The 22,735-nt window shown below is 46.2% G+C and carries 19 protein-coding genes; 4 read left to right on the top strand and 15 right to left on the bottom strand.

The window, feature by feature from the left end:
- Positions 1-5: 5 nt before the first annotated feature.
- From V5G21_RS12255 to V5G21_RS12235, 5 genes are all read right to left on the bottom strand, one after another.
- Entirely contained in the window at positions 6-1,586 is a 1,581-nt protein-coding gene (locus V5G21_RS12255; protein ID WP_011245437.1) for an OPT family oligopeptide transporter, read from the bottom strand.
- Positions 1,587-1,593: 7 nt separating this feature from the next.
- Positions 1,594-2,235, bottom strand: a complete 642-nt coding sequence (locus tag V5G21_RS12250; RefSeq protein WP_041823586.1) for an aspartate/glutamate racemase family protein — start codon at positions 2,233-2,235, stop codon at positions 1,594-1,596.
- 168 nt (positions 2,236-2,403) lie between these two features.
- Complete coding sequence (locus V5G21_RS12245) at positions 2,404-3,936, bottom strand: PucR family transcriptional regulator (RefSeq protein ID WP_035205241.1); 1,533 nt, start codon at positions 3,934-3,936, stop codon at positions 2,404-2,406.
- Between the two features lie 181 nt (positions 3,937-4,117).
- Complete coding sequence (locus V5G21_RS12240) at positions 4,118-5,293, bottom strand: Gfo/Idh/MocA family protein (protein ID WP_095255290.1); 1,176 nt, start codon at positions 5,291-5,293, stop codon at positions 4,118-4,120.
- 79 nt (positions 5,294-5,372) lie between these two features.
- Positions 5,373-6,023 carry a ThuA domain-containing protein gene (locus V5G21_RS12235; RefSeq protein WP_011245433.1) on the bottom strand — a complete coding sequence of 217 codons (651 nt, stop codon included), beginning with the start codon at positions 6,021-6,023 and terminating at the stop codon, positions 5,373-5,375.
- A 126-nt stretch (positions 6,024-6,149) separates the two neighbouring features.
- Between V5G21_RS12235 and V5G21_RS12230 the strand changes: the two genes are divergently transcribed.
- Entirely contained in the window at positions 6,150-7,325 is a 1,176-nt protein-coding gene (locus tag V5G21_RS12230; protein WP_338464796.1) for an ROK family transcriptional regulator, read from the top strand.
- A 14-nt stretch (positions 7,326-7,339) separates the two neighbouring features.
- Here V5G21_RS12230 and V5G21_RS12225 read toward each other — a convergent pair whose 3' ends face one another.
- From V5G21_RS12225 to V5G21_RS12180, 10 genes are all read right to left on the bottom strand, one after another.
- Complete coding sequence (locus tag V5G21_RS12225) at positions 7,340-8,374, bottom strand: aldose epimerase family protein (protein WP_338464795.1); 1,035 nt, start codon at positions 8,372-8,374, stop codon at positions 7,340-7,342.
- Between the two features lie 13 nt (positions 8,375-8,387).
- Positions 8,388-9,887 carry a xylulokinase gene (xylB, locus tag V5G21_RS12220; RefSeq protein WP_035205250.1) on the bottom strand — a complete coding sequence of 500 codons (1,500 nt, stop codon included), beginning with the start codon at positions 9,885-9,887 and terminating at the stop codon, positions 8,388-8,390.
- Positions 9,888-9,917: 30 nt separating this feature from the next.
- Complete coding sequence (gene xylA, locus V5G21_RS12215; RefSeq protein WP_095294117.1) at positions 9,918-11,237, bottom strand: xylose isomerase; 1,320 nt, start codon at positions 11,235-11,237, stop codon at positions 9,918-9,920.
- Between the two features lie 271 nt (positions 11,238-11,508).
- Complete coding sequence (locus tag V5G21_RS12210; RefSeq protein WP_035205254.1) at positions 11,509-12,267, bottom strand: IclR family transcriptional regulator; 759 nt, start codon at positions 12,265-12,267, stop codon at positions 11,509-11,511.
- Positions 12,268-12,345: 78 nt separating this feature from the next.
- Positions 12,346-13,599: a M20 family metallopeptidase gene (locus tag V5G21_RS12205; RefSeq protein WP_035205257.1), complete on the bottom strand. Its 1,254-nt coding sequence runs from the start codon at positions 13,597-13,599 to the stop codon at positions 12,346-12,348.
- The gene (locus tag V5G21_RS12200; RefSeq protein ID WP_095294114.1) at positions 13,596-14,546 is read right to left on the bottom strand and encodes a DUF1177 domain-containing protein; all 951 of its coding nucleotides are present in this window, start codon (positions 14,544-14,546) and stop codon (positions 13,596-13,598) included. Before V5G21_RS12200 ends, V5G21_RS12205 begins: the two co-directional genes overlap by 4 nt.
- Positions 14,537-15,532: a dipeptide ABC transporter ATP-binding protein gene (locus V5G21_RS12195; RefSeq protein ID WP_338464794.1), complete on the bottom strand. Its 996-nt coding sequence runs from the start codon at positions 15,530-15,532 to the stop codon at positions 14,537-14,539. Before V5G21_RS12195 ends, V5G21_RS12200 begins: the two co-directional genes overlap by 10 nt.
- Positions 15,529-16,545 carry an ABC transporter ATP-binding protein gene (locus V5G21_RS12190; RefSeq protein ID WP_011245424.1) on the bottom strand — a complete coding sequence of 339 codons (1,017 nt, stop codon included), beginning with the start codon at positions 16,543-16,545 and terminating at the stop codon, positions 15,529-15,531. Before V5G21_RS12190 ends, V5G21_RS12195 begins: the two co-directional genes overlap by 4 nt.
- 10 nt (positions 16,546-16,555) lie before the next feature.
- Positions 16,556-17,446: an ABC transporter permease gene (locus V5G21_RS12185; protein WP_035205260.1), complete on the bottom strand. Its 891-nt coding sequence runs from the start codon at positions 17,444-17,446 to the stop codon at positions 16,556-16,558.
- Positions 17,446-18,411: an ABC transporter permease gene (locus V5G21_RS12180; RefSeq protein ID WP_011245422.1), complete on the bottom strand. Its 966-nt coding sequence runs from the start codon at positions 18,409-18,411 to the stop codon at positions 17,446-17,448. Before V5G21_RS12180 ends, V5G21_RS12185 begins: the two co-directional genes overlap by 1 nt.
- A 316-nt stretch (positions 18,412-18,727) precedes the next feature.
- On the opposite strand from V5G21_RS12180, the gene V5G21_RS12175 reads away from it, so the two are divergent.
- The 3 genes from V5G21_RS12175 (at position 18,728) to V5G21_RS12165 (ending at position 22,650) form a co-directional block, all read left to right on the top strand.
- Positions 18,728-20,317, top strand: coding sequence for an ABC transporter substrate-binding protein (locus V5G21_RS12175; RefSeq protein WP_338464793.1), 1,590 nt, complete (start codon positions 18,728-18,730; stop codon positions 20,315-20,317).
- An 87-nt stretch (positions 20,318-20,404) separates the two neighbouring features.
- Positions 20,405-21,496, top strand: coding sequence for an amidohydrolase family protein (locus V5G21_RS12170; protein WP_338464792.1), 1,092 nt, complete (start codon positions 20,405-20,407; stop codon positions 21,494-21,496).
- A complete protein-coding gene (locus tag V5G21_RS12165; protein WP_063608234.1) occupies positions 21,493-22,650 on the top strand; it encodes an amidohydrolase in 1,158 nt (385 codons plus the stop codon). The genes V5G21_RS12170 and V5G21_RS12165 overlap by 4 nt, the downstream gene beginning before the upstream one ends.
- Positions 22,651-22,735 lie beyond the last annotated feature (85 nt).

The raw sequence follows: 22,735 nt of genomic DNA, 5'->3' as shown, positions 1-22,735 counted from the left end.
CCAAATTACCGCGCTTTAAAGACAGAGCTAAAGAAACTGTAAAGCGCATCTCCAGCAATGAATCCAGCTGCGGTTGTAAACATCGCCGATTCACCGGCTTCGCCTTTCCATTTCAAAATCACGACCCGTGCTAGTATGCCCACAAGAACGGCCCAACCAGCCCAAGGGTTCATCACAAGCAACCCAGTTGCTAGCATAATGCCAAGCTGGCGTTTGGCGCCGCCAATCAATTGGATGATCGCTCCAGGAATCGCCCAAATTAGCAAGTACTTTCCTGTTTCGCCAGCAATGCCTTCTTGTATTGTTGCCGCAAATACACGGTCGACAGGAGGAACCAAGTCTTGGGCAAAGTACATCTGGTGGAAAAGGAGCACCATCACAATCGCTACAACAAGACCAATCATGCCAGCAATCAGCTGCAAGCGCCGGCCATAGAGCTCTTGTTCCCAATTGGTGCGGCCCCTGATTAGAAATCCTGTCTTTAAATCAAATCCAAAATCGGCAAAAGCTGGTCCTGTAGCAGCTGTGTAACCGGTAAGCAACGCTAAGGCGATTGGCGGAAACCCAAGCATGATCCCGATTAACAGCACGATCAGCGTAACGGCAAAAGCCGGGAACCAGCCAGAGTGCATCGCAGCAACACCAACAATCATTTCTGAAACCAATGTCGCAAAAGCAGCGAAGAGAATAAATAGCACTAATTGGCCGACTGGCAATTCAGTGTAAAGGCCAGCCATAAAAGCAACGAGCATGGCGCCAATGACATAGGCAAGAAACCCAAAGCCAAACCCTTTTGCTACGTCAAGTTCACTGCGTGTATACACATGATTGGTAGCCTGTTCTGATTTCTTTGTAATCGTCCGTTTTTTGCTCGTTTGTCCTTTGACAATGGTATAAATGAACTGAAGCAAAGCAACGAGACCAGCGCCGATCATCATCCCGTGGGGAATGTAATAATCGTTGATGTTAAAGTGAAACCATGGCTGTGAATAGCCGTTGATCAACAAACCAATGCCAAACATCGACAACGCCCAAATGTTGCCAATAAAAGCAACGCCTAACGCTGACATAGGAATGCCTAACGCCGAACCGGCCAGACCGCCGGCAATGCCGATGCCAAGGAATTTTGCCTTCTTTCCGCCTTCGTCTCCTGCACGGAGTGCTTCTGCGGTCGCAACGCCAGACGGCCATGCTTCATTGGCACCAAACAGTTTGGAATCAAACACTTTGTATAAAATAAGGGCATCAATGATTAAAGCGAAACCTGCCCCGACAAGCATCGGGAAAACAAGTTCAGGCAGCCCCATTACGAAAGGGATGCCAATCGGGATAAGCAAACTGTTTGCTGCTCCAAAGGTGGCCGCTGAAATGGTCGTCTGCACCAAGTTTTGCGTTTCCAATTGGCGATAGCGTTGGAACATTTGCATCGGAATACGAGCAATTAACATCGCAATCATCGCGCCAATAATAGAAGTATTTGGCGTTACGCCAAGAGTAGTAATAATTTGCATCCCGATAATCGCTCCAAAAACGGCAATTAATACGGAAAGCAAAATTAAAGTCCAATCAAATGTGCGTTGTTTCATGTTTCCTCTACCTCCTCTGGCGTATCATTGAATACGCCATGCCCTGTGCTTCAACTAAATCAATCACAGGCACTGCGAGTTCCTTTATAATGGTTTCTTTTAAATGAATGGTCGAATAGCCTGTACAAGCAAACAAGATAGCAGTCGCGCCTTGGTTAATAAGCTGCCGGGCCGCTGAAACGGCTGCAGCTGGCGTTTCTTTTTTAACCAAATCAGTTGTATTGGTCACGCCTTCCGGGACAAGGTGGCCAACTAGCCGTTCGCCTAACACTGTTTCAATGGCCTCAGGTATTTTATTTGTTAAGCCAAGAACACCAATCTTGTCGCTGATCATGCATGCGGCATGCGCTCCTGCCTCGCCAGCACCTATAACTGGAATGGATACGGCTGCCCGGCTCAAGTCAAGCGCTGGATCAGCTGCACAACTAATGGAAATCGCATCAATGTCGGCATCGGCCGCCATCTCTTTAACTAGCGCTGTTATTTTCGGCAAAGCGGCAGCTTTTGATTCCTGGTTGTAAATGCCATATGGTTGATCTGGAATGCAATCGCTTTTAGAGTGAATGCCCATCCGTTGCCGCATTAGGACAGAATGTTCTTGCAATAATTGCTCGTCTTCGGTTGTCCATACACGAACGATGCCAAGCATATTCCCCACCATCCTTTTTAGACACTATAATTTTTTGATCCGATATTAAAAATGCCCAATGTGTGCAAAATGATTAAAGCATTCATTGCACACATTGGGCAGAAGCATTGTCAAAATACGCGCTGTTGCTACGATTTAGCGCTTTTCTCATGTCATGTTTTCTTACATCTATTTTCTCATTTTTAAAACAAAATAAAGCAAAAACCGGACTTCACTATCATTAAGATCGACCATTAGTCGCTCTTCTATTTTTTCTAAACGGTATTTTAACGTACGTCGATGAACAAACAGTTTTTCCGCCGTTTTTGAATGGTTGCCATTTTCACGTAGAAACACCTCTAGCGTGTGAAGCAACGCTTCGCCTGCATAGCGGTCCGCAGATTCTAGCGATTTTAATGTGTTCTCGGCAAAGGCCTGAACATCGTCATCATTTTTGAGCTTCGTCATGATCCGCTCAAACCCCATCTGTTCGTACAAACAAATTTTTTGTGTTTCCCCGCTCTCCTCCAAGGCAGTACGAGCTTCCAGATAAGCCTGTTTAGCCAGCGCGATCGCGTCGTAAGCGAGGCTCACCCCTATCTGAAACGAAACATCCATTTCTTCCTCAAGCTCTTTTAACATACGACCAATGGAAGATATCGTTTCTGCACGGCCTTGATCACGAGTAAACGTATACAGAATGCAAACGTTTCCGTCTTTGCAAAACAAGGCGGCATTTGGGAAATAACGGTCCAATTTTTTATATAATTGATGTAAAAATAAAGCAGAAATCGGTTCTTTTTCCACGGGCGCCCCCGCTACTCTTCTCATTGCCAAAAAGCCGAAATAGCTCGTTTTGTCAATCAACATACGGATCGAGGAATGATCGGGCACAGCGTTTTTGTCAATTAGCTCCGTCATCCATGCTTTTTCTTCATCGGCGCGTTTATTCACTTGGTAAAGCCGCTTCCGCAATAAAAACCGGATTTGTTCTTCTAAAAAGGTCGCCGCTTTCTTTAATACAGATGTCCATACGTGTTCCTTTTCGTGTGGCACACCGATTACTACAGAACAGCGCAAACCTGCCTCTGCTTTTTTGAAAACAAGTCGAACTTGCCGTTTATCAAAGCGCGTTTGTTTTGCGGGTTGCGAAAAAAAGATAAACGATTGCCGCTCTGCTGTCACTCTGTTATTCGCGTAAGCAATGAGCTGCTTCTCTTCGCTTTCAAGCAACACATTCTCCCCTGTAAGCTCTCCTAGCCCTTCCAAAAAATGATGTAATCCCCGGGCTTCACCAAGCTTATAGACCGCCTCTAGAAGTTGCGCTTCCACAGACTGGGCTTCTTTAAACTTTGTCTCGAATAAGATGGTCAGTAAGCCCACGAAAGAAACTTCTACTGGAATGGCAATAATGGGCATATTATGTTCATCAGCAAGGCGCAACATTGTCTCTGGCAATGTATGAACATAACGGCCAATTTTGACAACAAGGCCGGCGCCATTTACTTCAATTAACTTCCGAAACATGCTAATTTGCGCTTCTGGATTGTCTTTGACTGAATAAAAGGTCGAAATAATTAAGATTCCTTCTGTTAGCCATTCATTAATATCCGGGACTTCCATCACTTCGGCTGCTTTAATTTTCCGATACAAACCACCTTCACCAGCAAGTACACGAGCGAGCTTTAAATCACCTAACTGTAAAGCTTCGCCTACAATCATTTCCAACACCATCCTCTATATAAATAGTATTTTACTATGGACCGACATATATCGACAAAATCTTTTGCCGGTTGTTAGCAAGATTAGCCAATTAATGAGCAATTATCTACATGCCATAACAAAAACCGCCTGTCTTGGTTTTTGCACCGAGACAGGCGGTTTTTGTCGTCATTTACATGTACTAACTCTTTACAAGCAGTTCCTCGACATTGACCCAACATTGCTGTTGAATCGATTGTTCTATGGCAGTAAGGACAGCTTGGTTGCGCAAACCGTCAGCAAAATCAGGTTTTGGCTGTTCGCCACGGGCAATGCCTTGGAGGAATTCATACAACAAATGAATAAAGGTGTGTTCATAACCAATCATATGGCCAGCGGCCCAATAGGATCCAACATAAGGATGGCTGGCTTCGGTTACGTCGATCGTCCGAAACCCTTGCAAACCTTCTTCGTCGTGAGCAAAGTACACTTCCAACTGATTCATGTTTTCCATATTCCAACGCACAGATCCATGTTCACCGTTGATTTCAAATTCATTTCGATTGCGGTTCCCGCCAGCAAAACGTGTCGCTTCAAACGTGCCAAGGGCGCCATTTTCAAATTTAGCAATAATCGCAGTGGCGTCATCAACGGTAACAGGTGCCATTTTCCCTTCGCTTACTTTCGCGCTTAGCCCTCCCGTCATAGAGCCGATTGGCCGCTCTTTAATAAATGTCTTTGCGGTGGCAATGACTTCAGTGATTTCACCAACTAAAAAACGTGCAATGTCGAGGCTATGGGCTGCAATATCGCCAAGTGCGCCAGAACCAGACACCTTTTGATCGAGACGCCATGTTAGCGGAAAGGAAGGGCTCATAATAAAGTCTTGTAAATAACGAGCACGAAAATGATAGATTTCTCCAAGCTTTCCCGACGCAACGAGCTGTTTAGCTAGCTGGACAGCAGGCACATAGCGGTAATTGTGGCACACCATATGGATCACATGATTTTCCGTAACTGCGGCATGCATACGCTGCGCTTCGTCTAAATTCATCGCTAGAGGCTTTTCGGTGATGACATGTTTGCCTGCTTTTGCCGCGGCGATTGCGATTTCTGCATGTGTGTTGTTCGGCGTCACGATGTCAATGACATCAATGTCATCACGTTCCACAACTTTGCGCCAATCCGTTTCGTAAGATTCGAATCCCATTTTTTCTGCCGCTTGTTGCACAGCTTCCTCATTGCGACCGCAAACGACCTTTAAAACCGGCTTTGCCTCCACATCGAAAAAGAAAGGAATATCACGGTATGCATGGCTATGTGCTTTCCCCATAAACTGATAGCCAATTAAACCAATGCGAAGTTCTTTTTTCTCCATTCTGTCCCCTCCAAACGATCATTTTGTTAACCAATTCCACTTATATGCGGCGATTCCCTTTTTTCATTATGAAAACGTGCTATCTAGCGGCCCAAACCATGCCTTTCCTCATCAATTCCATTACTTCAGGCATGCGGACAATTTTAGCTACGTGGCCCAGGGAGCAATAGTAGACATTGCCCTTTCCCCATTTCTTTGTCCATACAACTGGCATTTCCACGCTGCCGTTTACAGCATGGGGGCCATCAGCAATCGGAAAGGTGGTAGTCGCATGTACGGAAACGGCGGGATCAACATGCATATAATACTGCTCCGATTCTACTTCGAAATCGGCCATTCCGTTTGTTAATGGATGGTTACGGTCCTTTATCTGGACTGTATAACGAACGCCGTCATTGCCAGGATGAGCGACCCACTGCCCTCCTACCATAAACTGATAGTCCGTTGCCATGCGGAACGAGTCCCCCATTCCGCCATGCAAACCGGCAAGGCCTGTTCCTGTTTCAATTGCTGCCATTAATGCTTTAAGCTGATCGTCTTCAATTTGCCCTTGTGTCCAGTTTGGGACAATTAAGTCGTATTCAGGCAAATGTTCTTCTGTTAGCACCGCCAATGAATCGGCAACATTAACAGAAAACCCTTCTTCAATAAGAATGCCTTCAAGAATAGAGGCGACTTGCTCTGGTTCATGTCCATCCCAACCACCTTGAAAGATCAATGCTTTTTTCACGTGTACACCCCTTTATTAAAATTGTTTGTCACTTGAATAGGCAGCGCTAAAAAATCAACTGCTTGTTGTAGACGCTTCCATTGCTTATAATGTTTATTATCTAAACAAAGTCAAGGAGTCCAATGGATGATTACCATCGACCACGAAACAATGAAAGACATGAACAAATCAACGGTTTTCCGCCTCATTCAAAGGCACGCTCCCATTTCCCGGGCGGATATAGCCAAGAGAAGCGGATTAAATAAAGCCACTGTCTCTGCTCTAGTCGCACAGTTAATTGAAAACCAATTTGTCTATGAAATCGGTACTGGCGACTCAAGTGGAGGCAGAAAACCAGTGTTGTTGTATTGCAATGATCGGGCCAGCCATGCCATCAGTGTGGACATTGGCGTCAATGGCTTGCTCGGCATTATTACGGACCTCTCTGGCAAAACGATAGCCAAACGGGAAATGGCGCTAACTAGTAAAGAATTCAACATTGTTCTGGCCAACACAGAAGCAATCATTGAGCAATTGATTCACGAAGCCCCTCCATCGCCGTATGGGATTTGCGGGATTACCGCTTCCGTCCCTGGCATCGTCGATTCGAAAGGCAACATATTGCTTGCCCCCAATCTAGGCTGGGAGAATGTTGATATCAAAACAGCACTTGAGCATACATTCAAACTTCCCGTTGTTGTTATTAACGAAGCAAATGCTGGAGCGCTCGGCGAAAAACAATATGGCGTCGGCAAACCTTATTCGGCGATCTCTTATATTTCCGTCAGCATTGGGATTGGCACTGGCCAAATTATTGACGGCAAGCTATTCACAGGTGCAAATGGCTTTGCAGGCGAATTTGGCCATATGTCCATTGACCGCCATGGAAAACAGTGCCGGTGCGGGAATCAAGGCTGCTGGGAGCTGTATAGTTCTGAAAAGGCGTTACTTGAAATCGCCGCAATCGACATGAACCGACGAAGCATTTCATTTGAAGAAGTGCTCGCAGCTGCCGAAACCGGAAACCAAGCTGCTCTAGATGCCTTTGCCACAGTCGGTCATTCACTTGGCATCGGCCTTGTCTCGATGATTCATTCCATGAATCCTGAGGCGATCATCATAGGCAACCGTTTTGCTAAATTAAAACCGTATATTCAAATCCCAATTGAAGAGACGCTCGCAAAACATCTTCCTTCCTATTATCAAAAAGCAGTCAAACTGTTGTTTTCAGAGCTTGGCCAGGAGGCGCCTTTACTAGGCGGATCTCTTCTTGCAACAAGCCAGTTTTTCAACCGCCACCGCATCCACTTAACGGTTCATTAGTACAGGCGACCCCTTCATTGTGTCGAGAAGCGGTACACCGTTTCATGTTTGTAAATCGTACCGGGTTCAAGCCAAATGTGCGGCAAATCGTCATATTGGAGGGAGGCAGGGGAAGCTTGCGCTTCTAAGCAAAAACCGCCATATTTTCTTGAAGGCCCGTCTGTAAGTTCTGGTTCTGAACCAAGCCCATTACCTGTATAGAGGACAAGACCAGGCTGTGTGGTTTCCATCGATAGCACACGGCCGCTTTTTGGTTCATAAACACGGACGCTTTCATGTTTAGTGTGATCAAGTAAAAAATAATGATCATAGCCATTGCCGACACACCGGTTTTGCTCTATCCCGTCTTCTAGTCCTTGCCGGAAAGCACGGCCTTGGCTGAAATCAAATAAACTGCCTTTTGCCTTTACGACGTTTCCAGTTGCAATCAACTCATTGTCGAGCTCAAGGTAGGCAGATGCATCCATTTCCAGCACATGGTCATGGATTGTTGCCCCTTTTTCTCCGGCCAAATTAAAATAGGTGTGGTTGGTTAACGTAAGCGGCGTCCGCTTGTCAGTCTTCGCTGTGTATGAAAGAATCCATTCATTGTCATCGGTCAATGTGTACGTGATGTCGATGTCAACATTGCCAGGATAGCCGCCATCCCCGTCAGGAGAACGGTGATGAAACCGCACGCCTGAACCCCTTGCAGATGTAAACGTTTCTGTTTCAAAGCGGATTTGGTGAAGCCCGTTAGCTCCGCCATGCAAATGGTTTGCCCCTTCATTTGCTTGCACATGTATTTGTTTCCCCTCTGCTGTAAATGAAGCGCCTGCAATCCTACCAGCAACTCTGCCTATTAACGCCCCAAAATAGGGACTGTTGTCCGTATACTCATTCATGTCCTTGTAGCCGAGGGCAACGTTTGCTAATTGCCCGCTGCGGTCAAAAGCATCTATTCTCGTTACGATGCCGCCGTAATCTAGGCAGTCAAGGCACATCCCATGATTGTTTTGCAAACGAATTTGGTTCCAGCCATTTCTGACCATGTTTATTTTCGGTTCCATCAACTGTCTCCTCTTATTTGCGGAATGACGAGAGCGCTTTGCAAATGGCTGCTGTCGCCGGATAGACTTGTTTATACAATTCATATAACGTCTCATATGTTTTTGCCCTGTTACAGTCTGGCTCAAACACTGCATCCTGTTTAATAAATGCCTCTGCACATTCCTTCAGCGAACCAAACCAGCCAGCTCCGTATGCAGCCAGCATCGCCGCGCCCATGCCCGGCCCTTGCTCACTTGTCTGCTTCACAATTGGCGTTTGAAAAATGTCAGCTTGCATTTGTAGCCACGTCTCGCTTTTTACTCCTCCGCCAATGGAAACAATTCTCTCAATCGTCTTTCCTTGTTCTCTGAACAAATCGAGTGACTCTCTTAATGAAAAAGTAATGCCTTCAAGGATCGCCCTAGTAAAGTCGGCCTTCGTATGGCTGCTATCAGCACCGATAAAACTAGCACGGATAGTAGCATCAGCATGAGGCGTCCGCTCTCCAGCAAGATAGGGGGTAAACAACAATCCATTTGCCCCTGGGGGGACTTCTGCCACTCCTGCAAGCAATTGCGGAAACGTTTCTTCAGGAGCAAATGTTTGCTTAAACCAACTTAAACTATATCCTGCCGCTAATGTGACGCCCATTGTATAAAATGCATCTTCAGCTGCATGGTTAAAATAATGGACGCCTCCTCCAAATGTCTTCCCTTTTTCTTCCTGATACGAAAGCATAACGCCTGACGTGCCAATGCTAGCGAGCGTCTTGCCGTCTTCTAAAATTCCAGCTCCTACTGCTCCGCACGCATTATCGGCTCCTCCAGCAAAAACGGGTGTTTGGCGAGGCAGCCCTGTTGCCAATGCGGTGTCTTCCGTTAATTGGCCGACACAAGCATGTGATTCCACTAGCGGCGGACAAATCAATGGATCAATGCCAAATGCGGAACATAGCGGTTCGCTCCACGTTCTTCCTTCGATATCAAGCAAGAGTGTACCTGCTGCGTCAGAATAGTCGGTATGCAATGCACCAGTCAACTTCAAGCGCACGTAGTCTTTTGGAAGCACGAATTTGGCCGCTTTGGTAAACACTTCCGGTTCATGCTCCCGTACCCACATCAGCTTTGGCAATGTAAATCCTTCAAGTGCTGGATTTTTGGCTAATTGTTGCAACCTTTCAGCGCCTAGCTTTTCGTAAATCGCTTTGCATTGAGGCGAGGTGCGTGTATCATTCCATAAAATCGCCGGACGCAACACTTCATTTTGTTCATCGAGCAAGACGAGTCCATGCATTTGCCCTGAAAAACTGATTCCCTCAATTTGGGTCGTTGCTTGTGGCAAGGCTGCTGCAACCTCTGATAATCCAGCAATCGTTTCCCTGACCCAATCATTTGGATCTTGCTCGCTCCATCCTGATTTAGGATGAGACAACGGGTACGGTTTAGACACTTCCATGACCACTTCACCCGTCTCGTTGACGACAAGCAATTTCACTGCGCTTGTGCCTAAATCAACACCAATGACATGTTTCAATTTGATCGCTCCCTGCCGGTCGTCTACTTTTTATGCGAATGCATTTAATAAATACTGGTTAATGATTGCTTTTATCCGCTCCACTCGCCCTGAACGGGTTTTGATTTCGCCAAGTGACAGCGCATGCGCTTCAAGTTGGTGAAAATCCGTATTTCCTAAAACAATCTCACGGCCGATTCCTTCCTTATAACTTTGATAACGGCTGTCGACAAACTGTTCAAGGACGTGGTCATCTATAAGCTGCTGCGCAACTTTCAAGCCGATTGCAAAACTGTCCATGCCAGCGATGTGGGCGAAAAACAAGTCATCAGCTTCAAATGAACCACGCCGTACTTTCGCATCAAAGTTCAAGCCACCTCTGCCAAGTCCGCCGTTTTGCAAAATTTCATACATCGCCAGCGTTGTCGAATAAAGGTCTGTCGGAAACTCATCAGTATCCCAACCAAGCAAAGGGTCTCCTTGGTTTGCGTCCACTGAACCAAGCATATGATGAATACGGGCATAACGCAGCTCATGCTCAAATGTATGTCCTGCAAGCGTTGCATGGTTTGCTTCAATATTAAATTTAAATGAATCTTGGAGCCCATAATGCTGGAGAAAGGCATATCCTGTAGCCACGTCAAAATCATATTGGTGTGTTGTCGGTTCTTTTGGCTTAGGCTCAATTAAAAACTGGCCATCAAAGCCAATTTCTTTTGCATAATCAACTGCCATATGGAAAAAGCGTCCGAGATTGTCCATTTCAAGCTTTAAGTCCGTATTTAATAATGACTCATAGCCTTCGCGGCCACCCCAGAATACATAATTTTCAGCGCCAAGCTCTTTGCCGATTTCCAAGCCTTTCTTTACTTTTGCAGCGGAGTAGGCGAAGACATCAGCTTCATTAGAAGACGCGGCACCGCCTACAAACCGAGGATGTGTAAAATTATTCGCTGTGTTCCAAAGCAATTTTGTGTTGCTGTCTTTCATATAGTCCTTGATCATCGCGACGATGACATCTAAATTGGCATACGTTTCTTTCAAAGAACTTCCTTCTGGGGCAATATCGACATCGTGGAAGCAAAAGTATGGGACATTGATTTTCTCGAAGAACTCAAATGCTGCTTCAACACGGGCCTTTGCTAAGTCCATCCCTGTGTACGCATTCCAAGGCCTTATCGCTGTCCCAGCCCCGAACGGGTCTGACAACGCTTCTGTAAATGTGTGCCAGTAGGCAATGCTAAAACGTAAATGTTCGGCCATTGTTTTACCGCTAACGATCTCATCCGGATTATAAAATTTAAATGCAAACGGGTTGTCAGACTTAGCGCCTTCATAAGAAATGTGGTTTACAGCAGGAAAATAGCTCATTCGATGACCTTCTTTCATTAGGTTTGTTTATTATTTAAACTAAGTTTAGCCTCTTTTTGTAAGCGGTGTCAATCAGATTATGAAAAAACGTTTAGGCGATATTAGGAAGGAGCAGCAAACCAGACACGTTTACTATGGAAAGTAGGTAAAAAGAAACGTGCTCATGGAGAGAAATAGAAAATGGGAATGCAGAGGATGTCTGCATTCCCTCGTAAAATATGTTTTTGATTTAGAAGTTCGTTCGGCCTCACCAGACTGGGATATGATCCTTTTATTTCAGCACAATTTGGTACCGTTCGATTTTTTCGCTAATGTCTGTAATCGCTTCCCGTAATAGCGGCAAGCAGGAGTCAAAACGCTCCTCATTAAAGCGATAGGCTGGGCCGGATATCGTAATCGAACCGACGATCCGCCCTTCATGGAAAAGCGGCATCGCCAAAGCGATAACATCTTCCGTATATTCGCCATGGCTTATAGCAAACCCGCGTTTGCGAATGGTTGCCAGCTCATTGCGCAATTCAATTTCACTCGTCATCGTCCTGTCCGTATAGGCTTTCAATCCTCCCGCAATCACTTCCTCGATTGCCTCGTCAGGCATATACGCCAAGATGCTGCGGTAAGACGCACCTACATATAAGGGAGCCCGGCTGCCAGCAGACACGGAAAACTTGACTTTATTGGCTGGTTCAACCACTTCAAGCGTAAGCGCTTCTTTGCCGTCCAAAATTGTTAGAAACGTGGACTCGCCTGTTTTCTCTGTTAAACGGGCAAGGCTTGGGCGGATCAATTCTTTTACATTTAACTGGTCATACATAATCGAACCTAGCTCCCACACGGCAAACCCGAGGCTATATTTCTTTGTCTCTGCATCTTTCGTTAGAAAGTTTTGGGCTTCCAGTGTTTCAAGTATCCGATATATTTTCGTATGATTGATCCCTGTAGCGTTGGACAGCTCCCTACCTCCCCAAACAGGCTTTTCTTTCGTAAACATTTTTAAAATCTCCAATGCTTGATGTACAGTTTTTAACACAGCTCCTCCTAGGCCATTGCGGCAAGCTTAATTATTACTAGTTTTCAAAACACTGCCCATGGGTGACTGACGTTTCACTTACTGTTGCAAAAAATCAATCACAGCAGCTACATACACTTTTGCACAAAGGACAACGTCCTCCACTTTTACTTTTTCGTCAAAATTATGGATGCTTGGCAAATACGCAGGCCCGTATTGGAGAACTGGAATATGGTGATCACGGAAATGGCGAGCGTCGCTGCTTGCCCACTGCATCACGCCGTACGCTTCTTCTTTCGTTACATAGGAAATATTATTGATAATGGCTGTGCAAACTGGATCGGTTGCAGGCGTATGGTTGGCATTGCTGCGAAATCCAAAAGGCGTAATCGCATAATCAATCCCTAGCTCATCAAGGCGCGCTTCAATGTACGCATACACTTCCTTTTGCGTAATCCCAAACGGCAGGCGGCAGTCAACTTCGACTGTACAGGTGTCAGGGATGACATTGGATTTTGTCCCCCCATGGATCGTGCCAATGTTGACGCTTATTTTTTCAAGAATTTCTTTGTATTTTTCACGTTCAACTTCGACTTCTTCCATATATTTTCGGGAAACAGCAAGGAGCGGTTTCACTTCTTCAGGGATATCGACGTCGATGTCAAAAACGGTACGGATTGCCGCAATTGCCTTGATTGCATCGGTGATCGCATTTCGGCCTGCAAGCGGGGACAAGCTTCCATGGCCCGCTTCGCCGTAAACGTCCAATTTAAACCAGCAAGACCCCTTCTGGCCAATTGTCGGATGCAAACGAGAAGAAGGCTCCGCAATTAAGCAACCGTCTCCCTTAATTAAGCCCCTTTCTAGGAGCCAAGGAACTCCGTACTCTCCGCCTGTTTCCTCGTCAGGGACGATTGCAAGCGTAAGTTTCCCAGGCAGTTTCACTCCCACCCGTTTAAGCAAAGCAGTCGCAAATAGCAAGCCGCCAAGGCCCGCTTTCATATCGCTAGCGCCACGTCCTAGGATCCAACCGTCTTCGACAATGCCTGAAAAAGGGTCGAACGACCACTTATCCCGGTCCCCAGCAGGAACAACGTCCGTATGGCCGCAATATATTAGCTCTTTTCCGCCTTCCTCGCCAATGCTTGCAATCAAATTATACATCTGTTCATTCGATTGGTGCCAAGTAACATCGATTCCATCTTTGCCTAAATAATCAGCAATGAAGCGACTTATTTCAGTTGTATCGCCAGGGGGGTTTTCGGTATTGATTTGAATAAGAGAACAGACTAAGTCGATAAGCTCTTGTTTGTTTTCTTCTACAGCCACAATTAGTTCGTCTTTTATATTCATTTTACAGCCGCCTCTTTCCCGAGCGTTTGCAAATGCGTCATTTTTCCGTACAGTTTTTCTAACAAGGCAAATTCTTCTTCATTATAAAACTGGCAATTTCCTTCGCCGTATGCTTTCGCCGTTTCAATCGAAAAACGGGCTGCTTGTTCGACATCTTCCAAATGGGTCGCTCCAGTGGCACAGCCAGCAACCGCCGCTTGCGCTGTGATCGCAACACCGACAACTGGACTTTGAGTAGCGACAGCCGGCTGCAGAATGCTGTTGATATGGTAAACCCCGTTTCCATAAGGCGTAATATCTTGTGTGGTAATTGGCAACGTAACAGGCAATATTCCCGTTGACTGGCTATAGAGAAACAGCAAATCTTCGCTTACCCGTAACACATACCCTTCTTTTACAGTTGGCGTTACGGCAATGCCTTTATGGTTTGTAATTTGGTTTCCTTTCGTCGTATCAATGGACAAAATCGCTTCCATGGCTGGGTCGACTTCATAATGATTCATAGTTAAGATATCCACTGGCGAACCCATAAACGGAACCGGATCATGGGGCTGTGTTGGCGCATTGCCGCAAATGTGCGTGGTCAGGATAACGTCCCCATCCAAAAAGTCGCCTCTCTCTTGCATGTCTAGAAGCTTCGCCGCTGCTGACATCGCTGCAAGAGCACCGTCCCCATCGGAGACAAAGCCTGTCCGTTCTGGACGGGCTCCAATTCCGCCAAGCCTTCCAATGATACCCATGGTTGGCGCTGAACCTCCTGCTGAGCGACCGTGCCGTCCACGAACATGGACTTTAACAAAGTCTGTTGAGCCCTTTTCCCCATCGACGCGTGAAATGTCGACATCTGCATGAGGCGAAACCTCCTTTAAATAAGCAGCGACCTTCTCTCCTGATACACGGGGGTCGTCCATAATGGTATACAAACGCAAAACATGATTTAATGGCATATTGCTTCCTCCTCGGTGTCGTTCATCAAATGGCAAGCGACTTGCTGGCCATTCGTTTGTTTAATGAGCGTAGGGGCCACTTCCTGGCAAGACGGCATCGCCTCTGGGCAACGTTTGTGGAAGGGGCATCCTGGCGGCGGATTGACCGGGCTCGGCACATCGCCTGATAAAATCGTTCTCTGTTTTTGTTCAAATGGGCTTTCTTTCGGAACAGCTGACAACAGCGCTTTCGTATACGGGTGTTTCGGGTGATGGTAAATTTGTTCATATGTGCCCATTTCCACGATTTTCCCTAAATACATGACCGCAATCCGGTCACACATATAACGGACAACATTTAAATCATGGGAAATAAATACGTATGTCAATTGGAACTCATTTTGCAAATCCTTTAACAAATTGATGACTTGCGCTTGGACAGAGACATCCAGAGCGGAGACCGGTTCATCGCAAATAATAATGTCAGGATGAAGTGCTAACGCCCGGGCAATATTGATGCGTTGTCGTTGCCCGCCTGAAAATTCGTGTGGGTAACGTTTGGCGTGTCCTTCATTCAGCCCGACTGTTTCAAGCAACTCATAAAGCCGCTTTTTTTGGCTATCCCTCGTGCCAACGCCATGGATGACAAGTGGCTCCATAATGAGTTGGCCAACGGTTTTACGTGGATCCAGCGAGGCATACGGGTTTTGGAACACCATTTGGATATGTTTACGCACTTTTCGAACTTCAGCTGCAGAAAGGCCAGCTAAATTTTTACCATGAAAGTGAACGGTCCCCTCCGTCGGCCGAATCAGTTGATTGATCACCCTAGCTAGCGTTGATTTGCCGCAGCCAGATTCGCCAACCACACCGAGCGTTTCCCCTTTAAATAGGTCAAAACTAACGCCGTCGACCGCTTTGACCGTTTGCGTTTCCCGCTTCAACAACGATTTTTTGATCGGGAAATGCTTCTTTACCTGTTCGACTTTCAAAATCGGTTCAGTCATGCCAACACTCTCTCCTTCCGTTCGAGCGTTTTGTCTTTTGTCTGAAAATGACAAGCCACTTGGTGCCCTTCCTCTGTTTCGATAAGCTCCGGCTTTTTCTCTTGGCACACCGCTTTTGCATAAGGGCAACGGTTTGCAAATGAACAACCTTTCATTTCAGCACGTAAATCAGGAGGCGAACCAGGAATCGGGTGAAGCCGTTCTTGTTGGCTGACTGTTGATAAAATTTGCGAATCAAACAACCCCCATGTATACGGGTGTTGTGGATTGTCATAGAGCGTTTTAGCAGACGCTGTTTCCACCGCGCTGCCAGCATACATGACAATCACTTTGTCGCAGCTTTCCCATACAACGCCTAAGTCGTGTGTGATCATAATAATGGCGGTATTAAATTGCTGCTGCAGCTCTTTCATCAACGTTAAAATTTGCGCTTGCACGGTTACATCGAGAGCCGTTGTCGGCTCATCAGCAATAAGCAATTTTGGGTTGCATGCTAGCGCAATGGCAATCATCACACGCTGGCGCATTCCCCCTGAAAACTCATGTGGATACATCGAGAGCCTTTTTTTCGGCTCTGGAATGCCAACAAGGCGCAACATTTCCTCTGCCCGTTCTTTTGCTTCTTTTTTGCTAAGCCCATTGTGAAGGCGAATCACTTCCATGATTTGATCGCCAACTGTAAATACAGGATTTAAAGACGTCATCGGATCTTGGAAAATCATTGAAATTTCATTGCCGCGGATGCTGCGCATCCGTTTTTCAGGCAACTTTAGCAAATCTTCGCCGTTGTAACGAATTACACCTTTTGGATAATTCGCGGGTGGCGATGGCAATAGCCGTAAAAGCGAGGTGGCCGTGACGCTTTTCCCAGAACCCGACTCGCCGACAATGCCGACTGTTTCCCCGCGATGAAGTGTAAAACTAACACCATTTACCGCTTTGACTGTATGGGCGGAAGAGCGAAAATGAACATGCAAATTGTCTACTTCCAATAAACGTTCTCGTTTTTCCATGAGCTCCCTCCTATACTTTCATTTTCGGGTCTAAGGCATCACGAAGCCCATCGCCGAACAAGTTAAACCCGAGTACAGTCACTAAAATTGCTAATCCAGAAAACAATGCCATATGAGGCGACAACACCAGATAGCTTGTCCCATCTTTCAAAATGCTGCCCCAAGATGGCGTAGGCGGCTGCACGCCTAAACCGAGAAAACTAAGCGCAGCTTCAGAAATGACAGCGCCAGCAATGCTCATTGTTCCATATACAATTAAAGGGGCAAGGCAGTTTGGCAAAATATGCGAAAACATAATTCGGCCATTTTTAGCGCCAAGAGAGCGTGTCACTTCAATAAATTCTTCTTCTTTTACAGATAGGACTTGGCCACGAATTATCCGCGCAAATCCGGGAACACTTGCAATGCCAATTGCGATGATGACATTGACAAGCCCTTGACCGAGGACAGCCATAAGTGAAATCGCTAGCAAAATAAATGGAAATGCAAATAGACCGTCCATTGTCCTCATAATGATTGAGTCTAGTTTTCCTCCATAAAATCCAGCAATTAAGCCAAGGAATGTACCGACAAGCGCTCCAAGGACAATGGAACCTAAGCCAACAATAAGAGAAATCCGTGAGCCATAGACGATGCGCGAAAACAAGTCACGGCCATAATTGTCGGTCCCAAGCAAATGGCCGCCTGACCCTGCAGGTTTAAGCGAATTGGCGGCATCCATCGCATTTGGAGAATGAGTTGCGATCAAAGGAGCAAACAAGGCGAGAATGACCATCATGACAATAATCGCCATCCCAATGGCAGCCAGTTTGTTTTTAAGAAGTTTGCGAAAAAATCGGAATTTGTTTCTTTCTTCAAACGAAACCGGTTGTTGTTGTTCGATGACAGGCGGCTGTTCCATTAGGATGTTCCTCCTTTTGAGCCATTTAAGTCGACTCTCGGGTTAACGACTTTGTACAATAAATCAACGACTAAATTCACTAATACGAAAATGAGGGCAATAAACAAAACAGACCCTTGGACAACAATAAAGTCACGTTTGTCGATTGCATCAACAATCATTCGCCCCATTCCTGGCCACGCATAAATCGTCTCTGTCAACACCGCGCCCCCTAGTAACATCGACACTTGCATACCCGTTACAGTCAACAAAGGCGTCAACGCATTTTTAAACGCATGTTTGCTGATGACCCAAAATTCTTTTAATCCTTTTGCCCGTGCCGTTTTAATATAGTCCTGCGCCCCTACTTCAAGCATGCTGGAACGAGTAATACGGGCAAACTCAGCCATTGGTATCGTCGCGAGTGTCACACTAGGGAGAAGCAAGTATTTAAAGAAATCCCACAGGCCGTTGTCAAGTGAGCCCATCCCTGTTGCTGGCAACCAGCCAAGCTGGACGCTGAAAAAAAGCACAAACATCACGCCAAGCCAAAAAACAGGCATCGATACACCGACAAGGGAACCGAATGTGACAAGGTAATCAATGACAGAATTTCGTTTTGCTGCGGCTATCATTCCAGCCGGCACACCGACTAACAAAGCAATGGCCAGTGCGGAGACGGCGAGCAGCAATGTGTTGGGAAAACGGTCCATGATTAAAGACAAGACTGGTTCGTTATAATAGGCAGATGTGCCAAAATCAAGCTGGAGCAAGTCTTTGAAATAGTGGAGAAGCTGCTGAAAAAACGGCTGGTCTAGCCCCAGTTCGCCTCTTAATGCTTCCACGTCTTCTACACTTGCTTGTGGACCAAGCATGACACTTGCCGGATCCCCGGGCAAGAGTCGGGTAATGATAAAAATAACCAATGAAACGACGAATAAAGTTGGGATTAAATCCAACAACCGTTTGCCGACAAAATGAATCATGACGATCCCCCTAGTAAAAATTGAATCATTGATTCGTTATCTGAAATTTAAAGCTGATTATAGCATAACAACGACCTTTGTAAATGGTTAATTTTCTGTATTTCAGAAAGTTTAATTTTCGCCGTCAGAAAATCTGACAGTGAAAAACCCTTTGTTTAATTGGTTTTTTAAATGAAAACCCTTAAAAATAGACGGATAAAATAAAAATCTGAAAAAATAACCATTTACTTTTCAGACTTCTTGCGCTAAAGTGAGCGTAGGAATTTTCAGAATCAATGTTTCACTATTAGAAACACACAAGGGGGATATCAGCAAAATGAAAAAAACAGCACTTCCATTCCTTTTGGCAGCTTCGCTGTTTGCATTAGGTGCTTGTGGCGGAGGGGGAAGCGATACGGCTTCAGAAGGCGATGCTAGCAATGGCGGCGCCAGTGCAAATGCCGATGGCACATTGACAATAGGTTTATCAGCCAATCCGAAAACGTTTGATCCAGTTGATTACTCTGGCCAATATGAAAGTCATATTATTCGCAACGTTGCTGACACGCTCGTCGTCTATAACGAAGATCTAACCGAAATCATACCTTCCTTGGCAACCGAATGGGAAGCTGCTGACGACTTAATGAGCTACACCTTTAAGTTGCGCGACGACGTTTACTTCCAACCAGGCGACTACCAAGACGGCCGGAAAATGACAGCGGAAGATGTAAAATATAGTTTGGAACGTTCAGCGAACGAATCGGCTTTAAACCGCCTCCGTATGGTAGAAGAAGTCGAAGTTATTAACGACACAGAAGTCAAGCTTATTTTAAACGCACCAAACTCTGCCTTATTGGCTGTTTTAACCGATGCCGGCAATGTGATTGTTCCAAAAGAAGAAGTGGAAGGCCACGGGGATAGTTTTGGCTCACACTTGGTCGGAACAGGCCCTTTTACACTGGAACAATGGCAACAAGACCAAATGGTGAAGCTAGAACGTCATGAAAATTACTGGGGGGAGACACCTAACTTAGCCCAGTTAAACTTTCAAATCATTCCTGATCCAACTATGATGACAAATTCCTTGCGTTCAGGCGATATTGATATTGCCACTGATGTGAAAGGACAAGACCGGGAATTGATTGAACAAGATGGCAACTTAGAACTTTTATCTGTACCTGGGTTGGCAACAACATACTTGGATTTAAACAACGTCGAAGGACCGACAGCAGACCCGAAAGTACGTGAGGCCATTTACAAAGGCACGAACGTGCAAGAAATGGTAGACGGTGTGTACCAATGGGGTGGGGCAGAAGTTTCTTATTTGCCAATTCCGCGTCAATCATGGGGCTATGATGAAGCACAAGAAAGCTTAGCGCCTTCCTATGACCCAGAAGCAGCAAAAGAGCTTTTGGCCGAAGCAGGTTATCCTGATGGCTTCGATACCGAAATTTACGTAGCAGAGAGCCGCGTCCCATACGCGACAATTTTCCAAAACCAAATGGCAGAGATCGGTGTTAACGTAACGATCAACACAGTGGAATGGGGCACTTATTCCGACATCGTCTCTAAAGGCCAAGCACCAATGTCGATTGGCGGATGGACATGGTATCCTGACCCAGATTTCTATTTGTACCAGCTGTTCCATAGCGACCAAATTGGCGCGCTCGGAAACGGAAAAGGCTACAAAAATGAGGAAGTCGATGCGTTGCTCACAAAAGCGACGTCGGAAACAGATGACCAAGAAGAACGTGCAGCGATTTATCAAGAAGCACTTGAACTCATTATGGCCGATGTCCCCCGGATCGAACTTGATAATACGGAAACAGCGGCTGGCGTTTCCTCCCGCGTTCACGGCTTTAACGTTAACCCAGACGGTTCTATCCGCATCGTTACGCCTTACGGTACCAATGTCTCCGTTGACTAATGCATCTAGAAGAGAAGCGAACAAACGCGCTTCTCTTCTTTTGTACATGCCCCAAAGTAGCCATCATGTTAGAAAGGATGTTCTCTAATGTATACAGCTATTCGTTCTACCCACGTCTACGATTCCGATTTAGCTGCGTATCAAGCGAAAACGATTCTGCTCCAAGGCCCGTCCATTGAGGCATTGCTTCCCTATCACGCATCGCTCCCTGACAACTGCGTGGTTATCGATGTAGGCGACCACTATGTTCTACCGGGTTTTATAGATGGATTTAGCCAAATTGGCGCAAAAGAAATCGGTATTCGCTGGGAAGGCGAGGATGAGACAGAAACCGCACAAAGCGACGACTTGGCTCCTTATCGAATCATCGACAGCATTTATCCTTTCGACGCTGCCTTTAAAGAAGCGCTTGCCAATGGCGTGACGGTATCCCACGTCGCTTCCGGACCAGGGAGCGTGATCGGCGCACAAACCGCGATCGTGAAGCATGACGGAGTAACTGTGGATGAGATGGCGATTACGCCTTCGTTTGGCCATGCTTTTTCACTTGGTGACATTCCTAAACGTACATTTAAACAACAGACCAATCAACCATTAACGAGAATGGGCATTGCTGCTTCCTTGCGACGTTACTTTGACAAACACGGCACGCCAGCAAACGTATTTATCCGCGCTTACCACGGGACTGACATTGACACAGCGTTGCGCCTCCAAGAGGAGTATGCATTTACATTGACGCTTGTCCATGGTACAGGCGCCAATGAACGTCAACTGAATGAGTTAAAACAACGGGGGGCGTCTCTATTTGCAGGGCCGATGTTCCAAGCGCGGGAGCGTCACGAACAACAAACATTGTGCCCTTCCTTTCATAAAGAAGTTGTTTTATTAGGCATCCCCCATGCGATCATTTCAGACCACCCTACCACTTCTGTGCGGAACTTAAAATTAGAGGCCTCGCTGGCCGTACGTGAAGGTTTGGACGAAAAACACGCATTAAACGCCCTTACACTTGCCACTGCCGAATGCTTAGGGATCTCTGACAGAACTGGCTCGATTACAGCAGGAAAGCAAGCTGACATTGCCATTTGGAATGGCGATCCTTTATCGTTAACAAGCTCCGTCACCCACACGTTTGTAAGTGGCAAACTCTGTTATGAAAAGGAGAAGGAACAGCGATGAATACAGTATTTCGTGGCGCAGATTTGTATACAGTCGATACCGATTTCACGGTTATCCAATCAGGAGATCTTTACGTCGCTAATGGCAAAATTTCAGCGCTTGGCCGCCATCTGAATGTGCCAGCTGGCACAAAAGAAGTCGAGGCAAAAGGGATGGTTATAACGCCAGGTCTCATTGATATCCACACCCACGTCGGGATCTGGGCTGAAGTGACAGAGGACGTAAACGATGCCAATGAATATTCTGAACCGTTTACCCCCCTCATGGAGGCAACGGACGGCATCCATTTAGACCATTTTTCCTTCCAAGATGCCGTGCGTGGCGGCGTTACCACTGTACAAACGGGGGCTGGAAGCGCCAACCCGATTGGCGGCATTTGGTCCATTTTGAAAACAGCTGGCGCTACATTAGAGGAGCGACTCTTAATAAAACGAAGCGGGCTGAAAGGCGCTCTAGGCGAAAACCCTAAAAATGTATTCGGGCAAACATACCGCAAAAAGCCATTCACACGTATGGCAGTTGCTTCGATTATCCGCAATGGCTTCTTGAAAGCTTTGCCTTATCGGCACTTGTCAAAAGAGGAACTCAGTGTTGATCTCCAAGAGCTGTGGCCGTTTATTGAAGTTTTAAATGGCAGCATGCCGCTCCGCCTCCACTGCCATCGTGCCGACGACATTGCAACTGCTCTTCGCATTGCCAATGAATTTGGCGTCAAGCTCCATCTCGAGCATGCGACAGAAGGCTATATGATGATCGATGCGATCAAAAAAGCAGGGGTGGCGGTCACACTCGGTCCATTTATGATGTCTGCTTCTAAATATGAATTGCGGAACAGCACTCCTAAAAGCCCTGCCCTAATGGACGAAGCAGGCATCCCATTTGCAATTATGACAGACCATCCTTTTACGCCTATTCAATATTTATCCGTCTGCGCAGCGGAAGCAGTCAAATACGGACTTTCCTCTGAAACCGCACTCGCAAGCATTACTCGCACTGCTGCAGAATTAGCCGGCATCTCAAACCGCGTCGGCTCACTCGAAGTAGGAAAAGACGCTGATCTAGCTGTTTGGACAGGTCATCCATTTGCAACAAAAACAAAACTTTGCGCCACTTATATTAATGGTAGCTGCGCTTACCATTCTAATCCACAATAGACGCTAAAAAGCCGCCAAATGATCCTTGGCGGCTCAGACTGTAGACAAGCGCACGCACCTTTCGTTGCCCACCGTTCATAGACTT

Origin of the sequence: Shouchella rhizosphaerae, from assembly GCF_036700015.1 — a bacterium.
Lineage (GTDB): Bacteria > Bacillota > Bacilli > Bacillales > Bacillaceae_D > Shouchella > Shouchella rhizosphaerae.
Note: the sequence above shows the minus strand (reverse complement) of the source record. Positions and strands in the feature narration are given on the sequence as shown.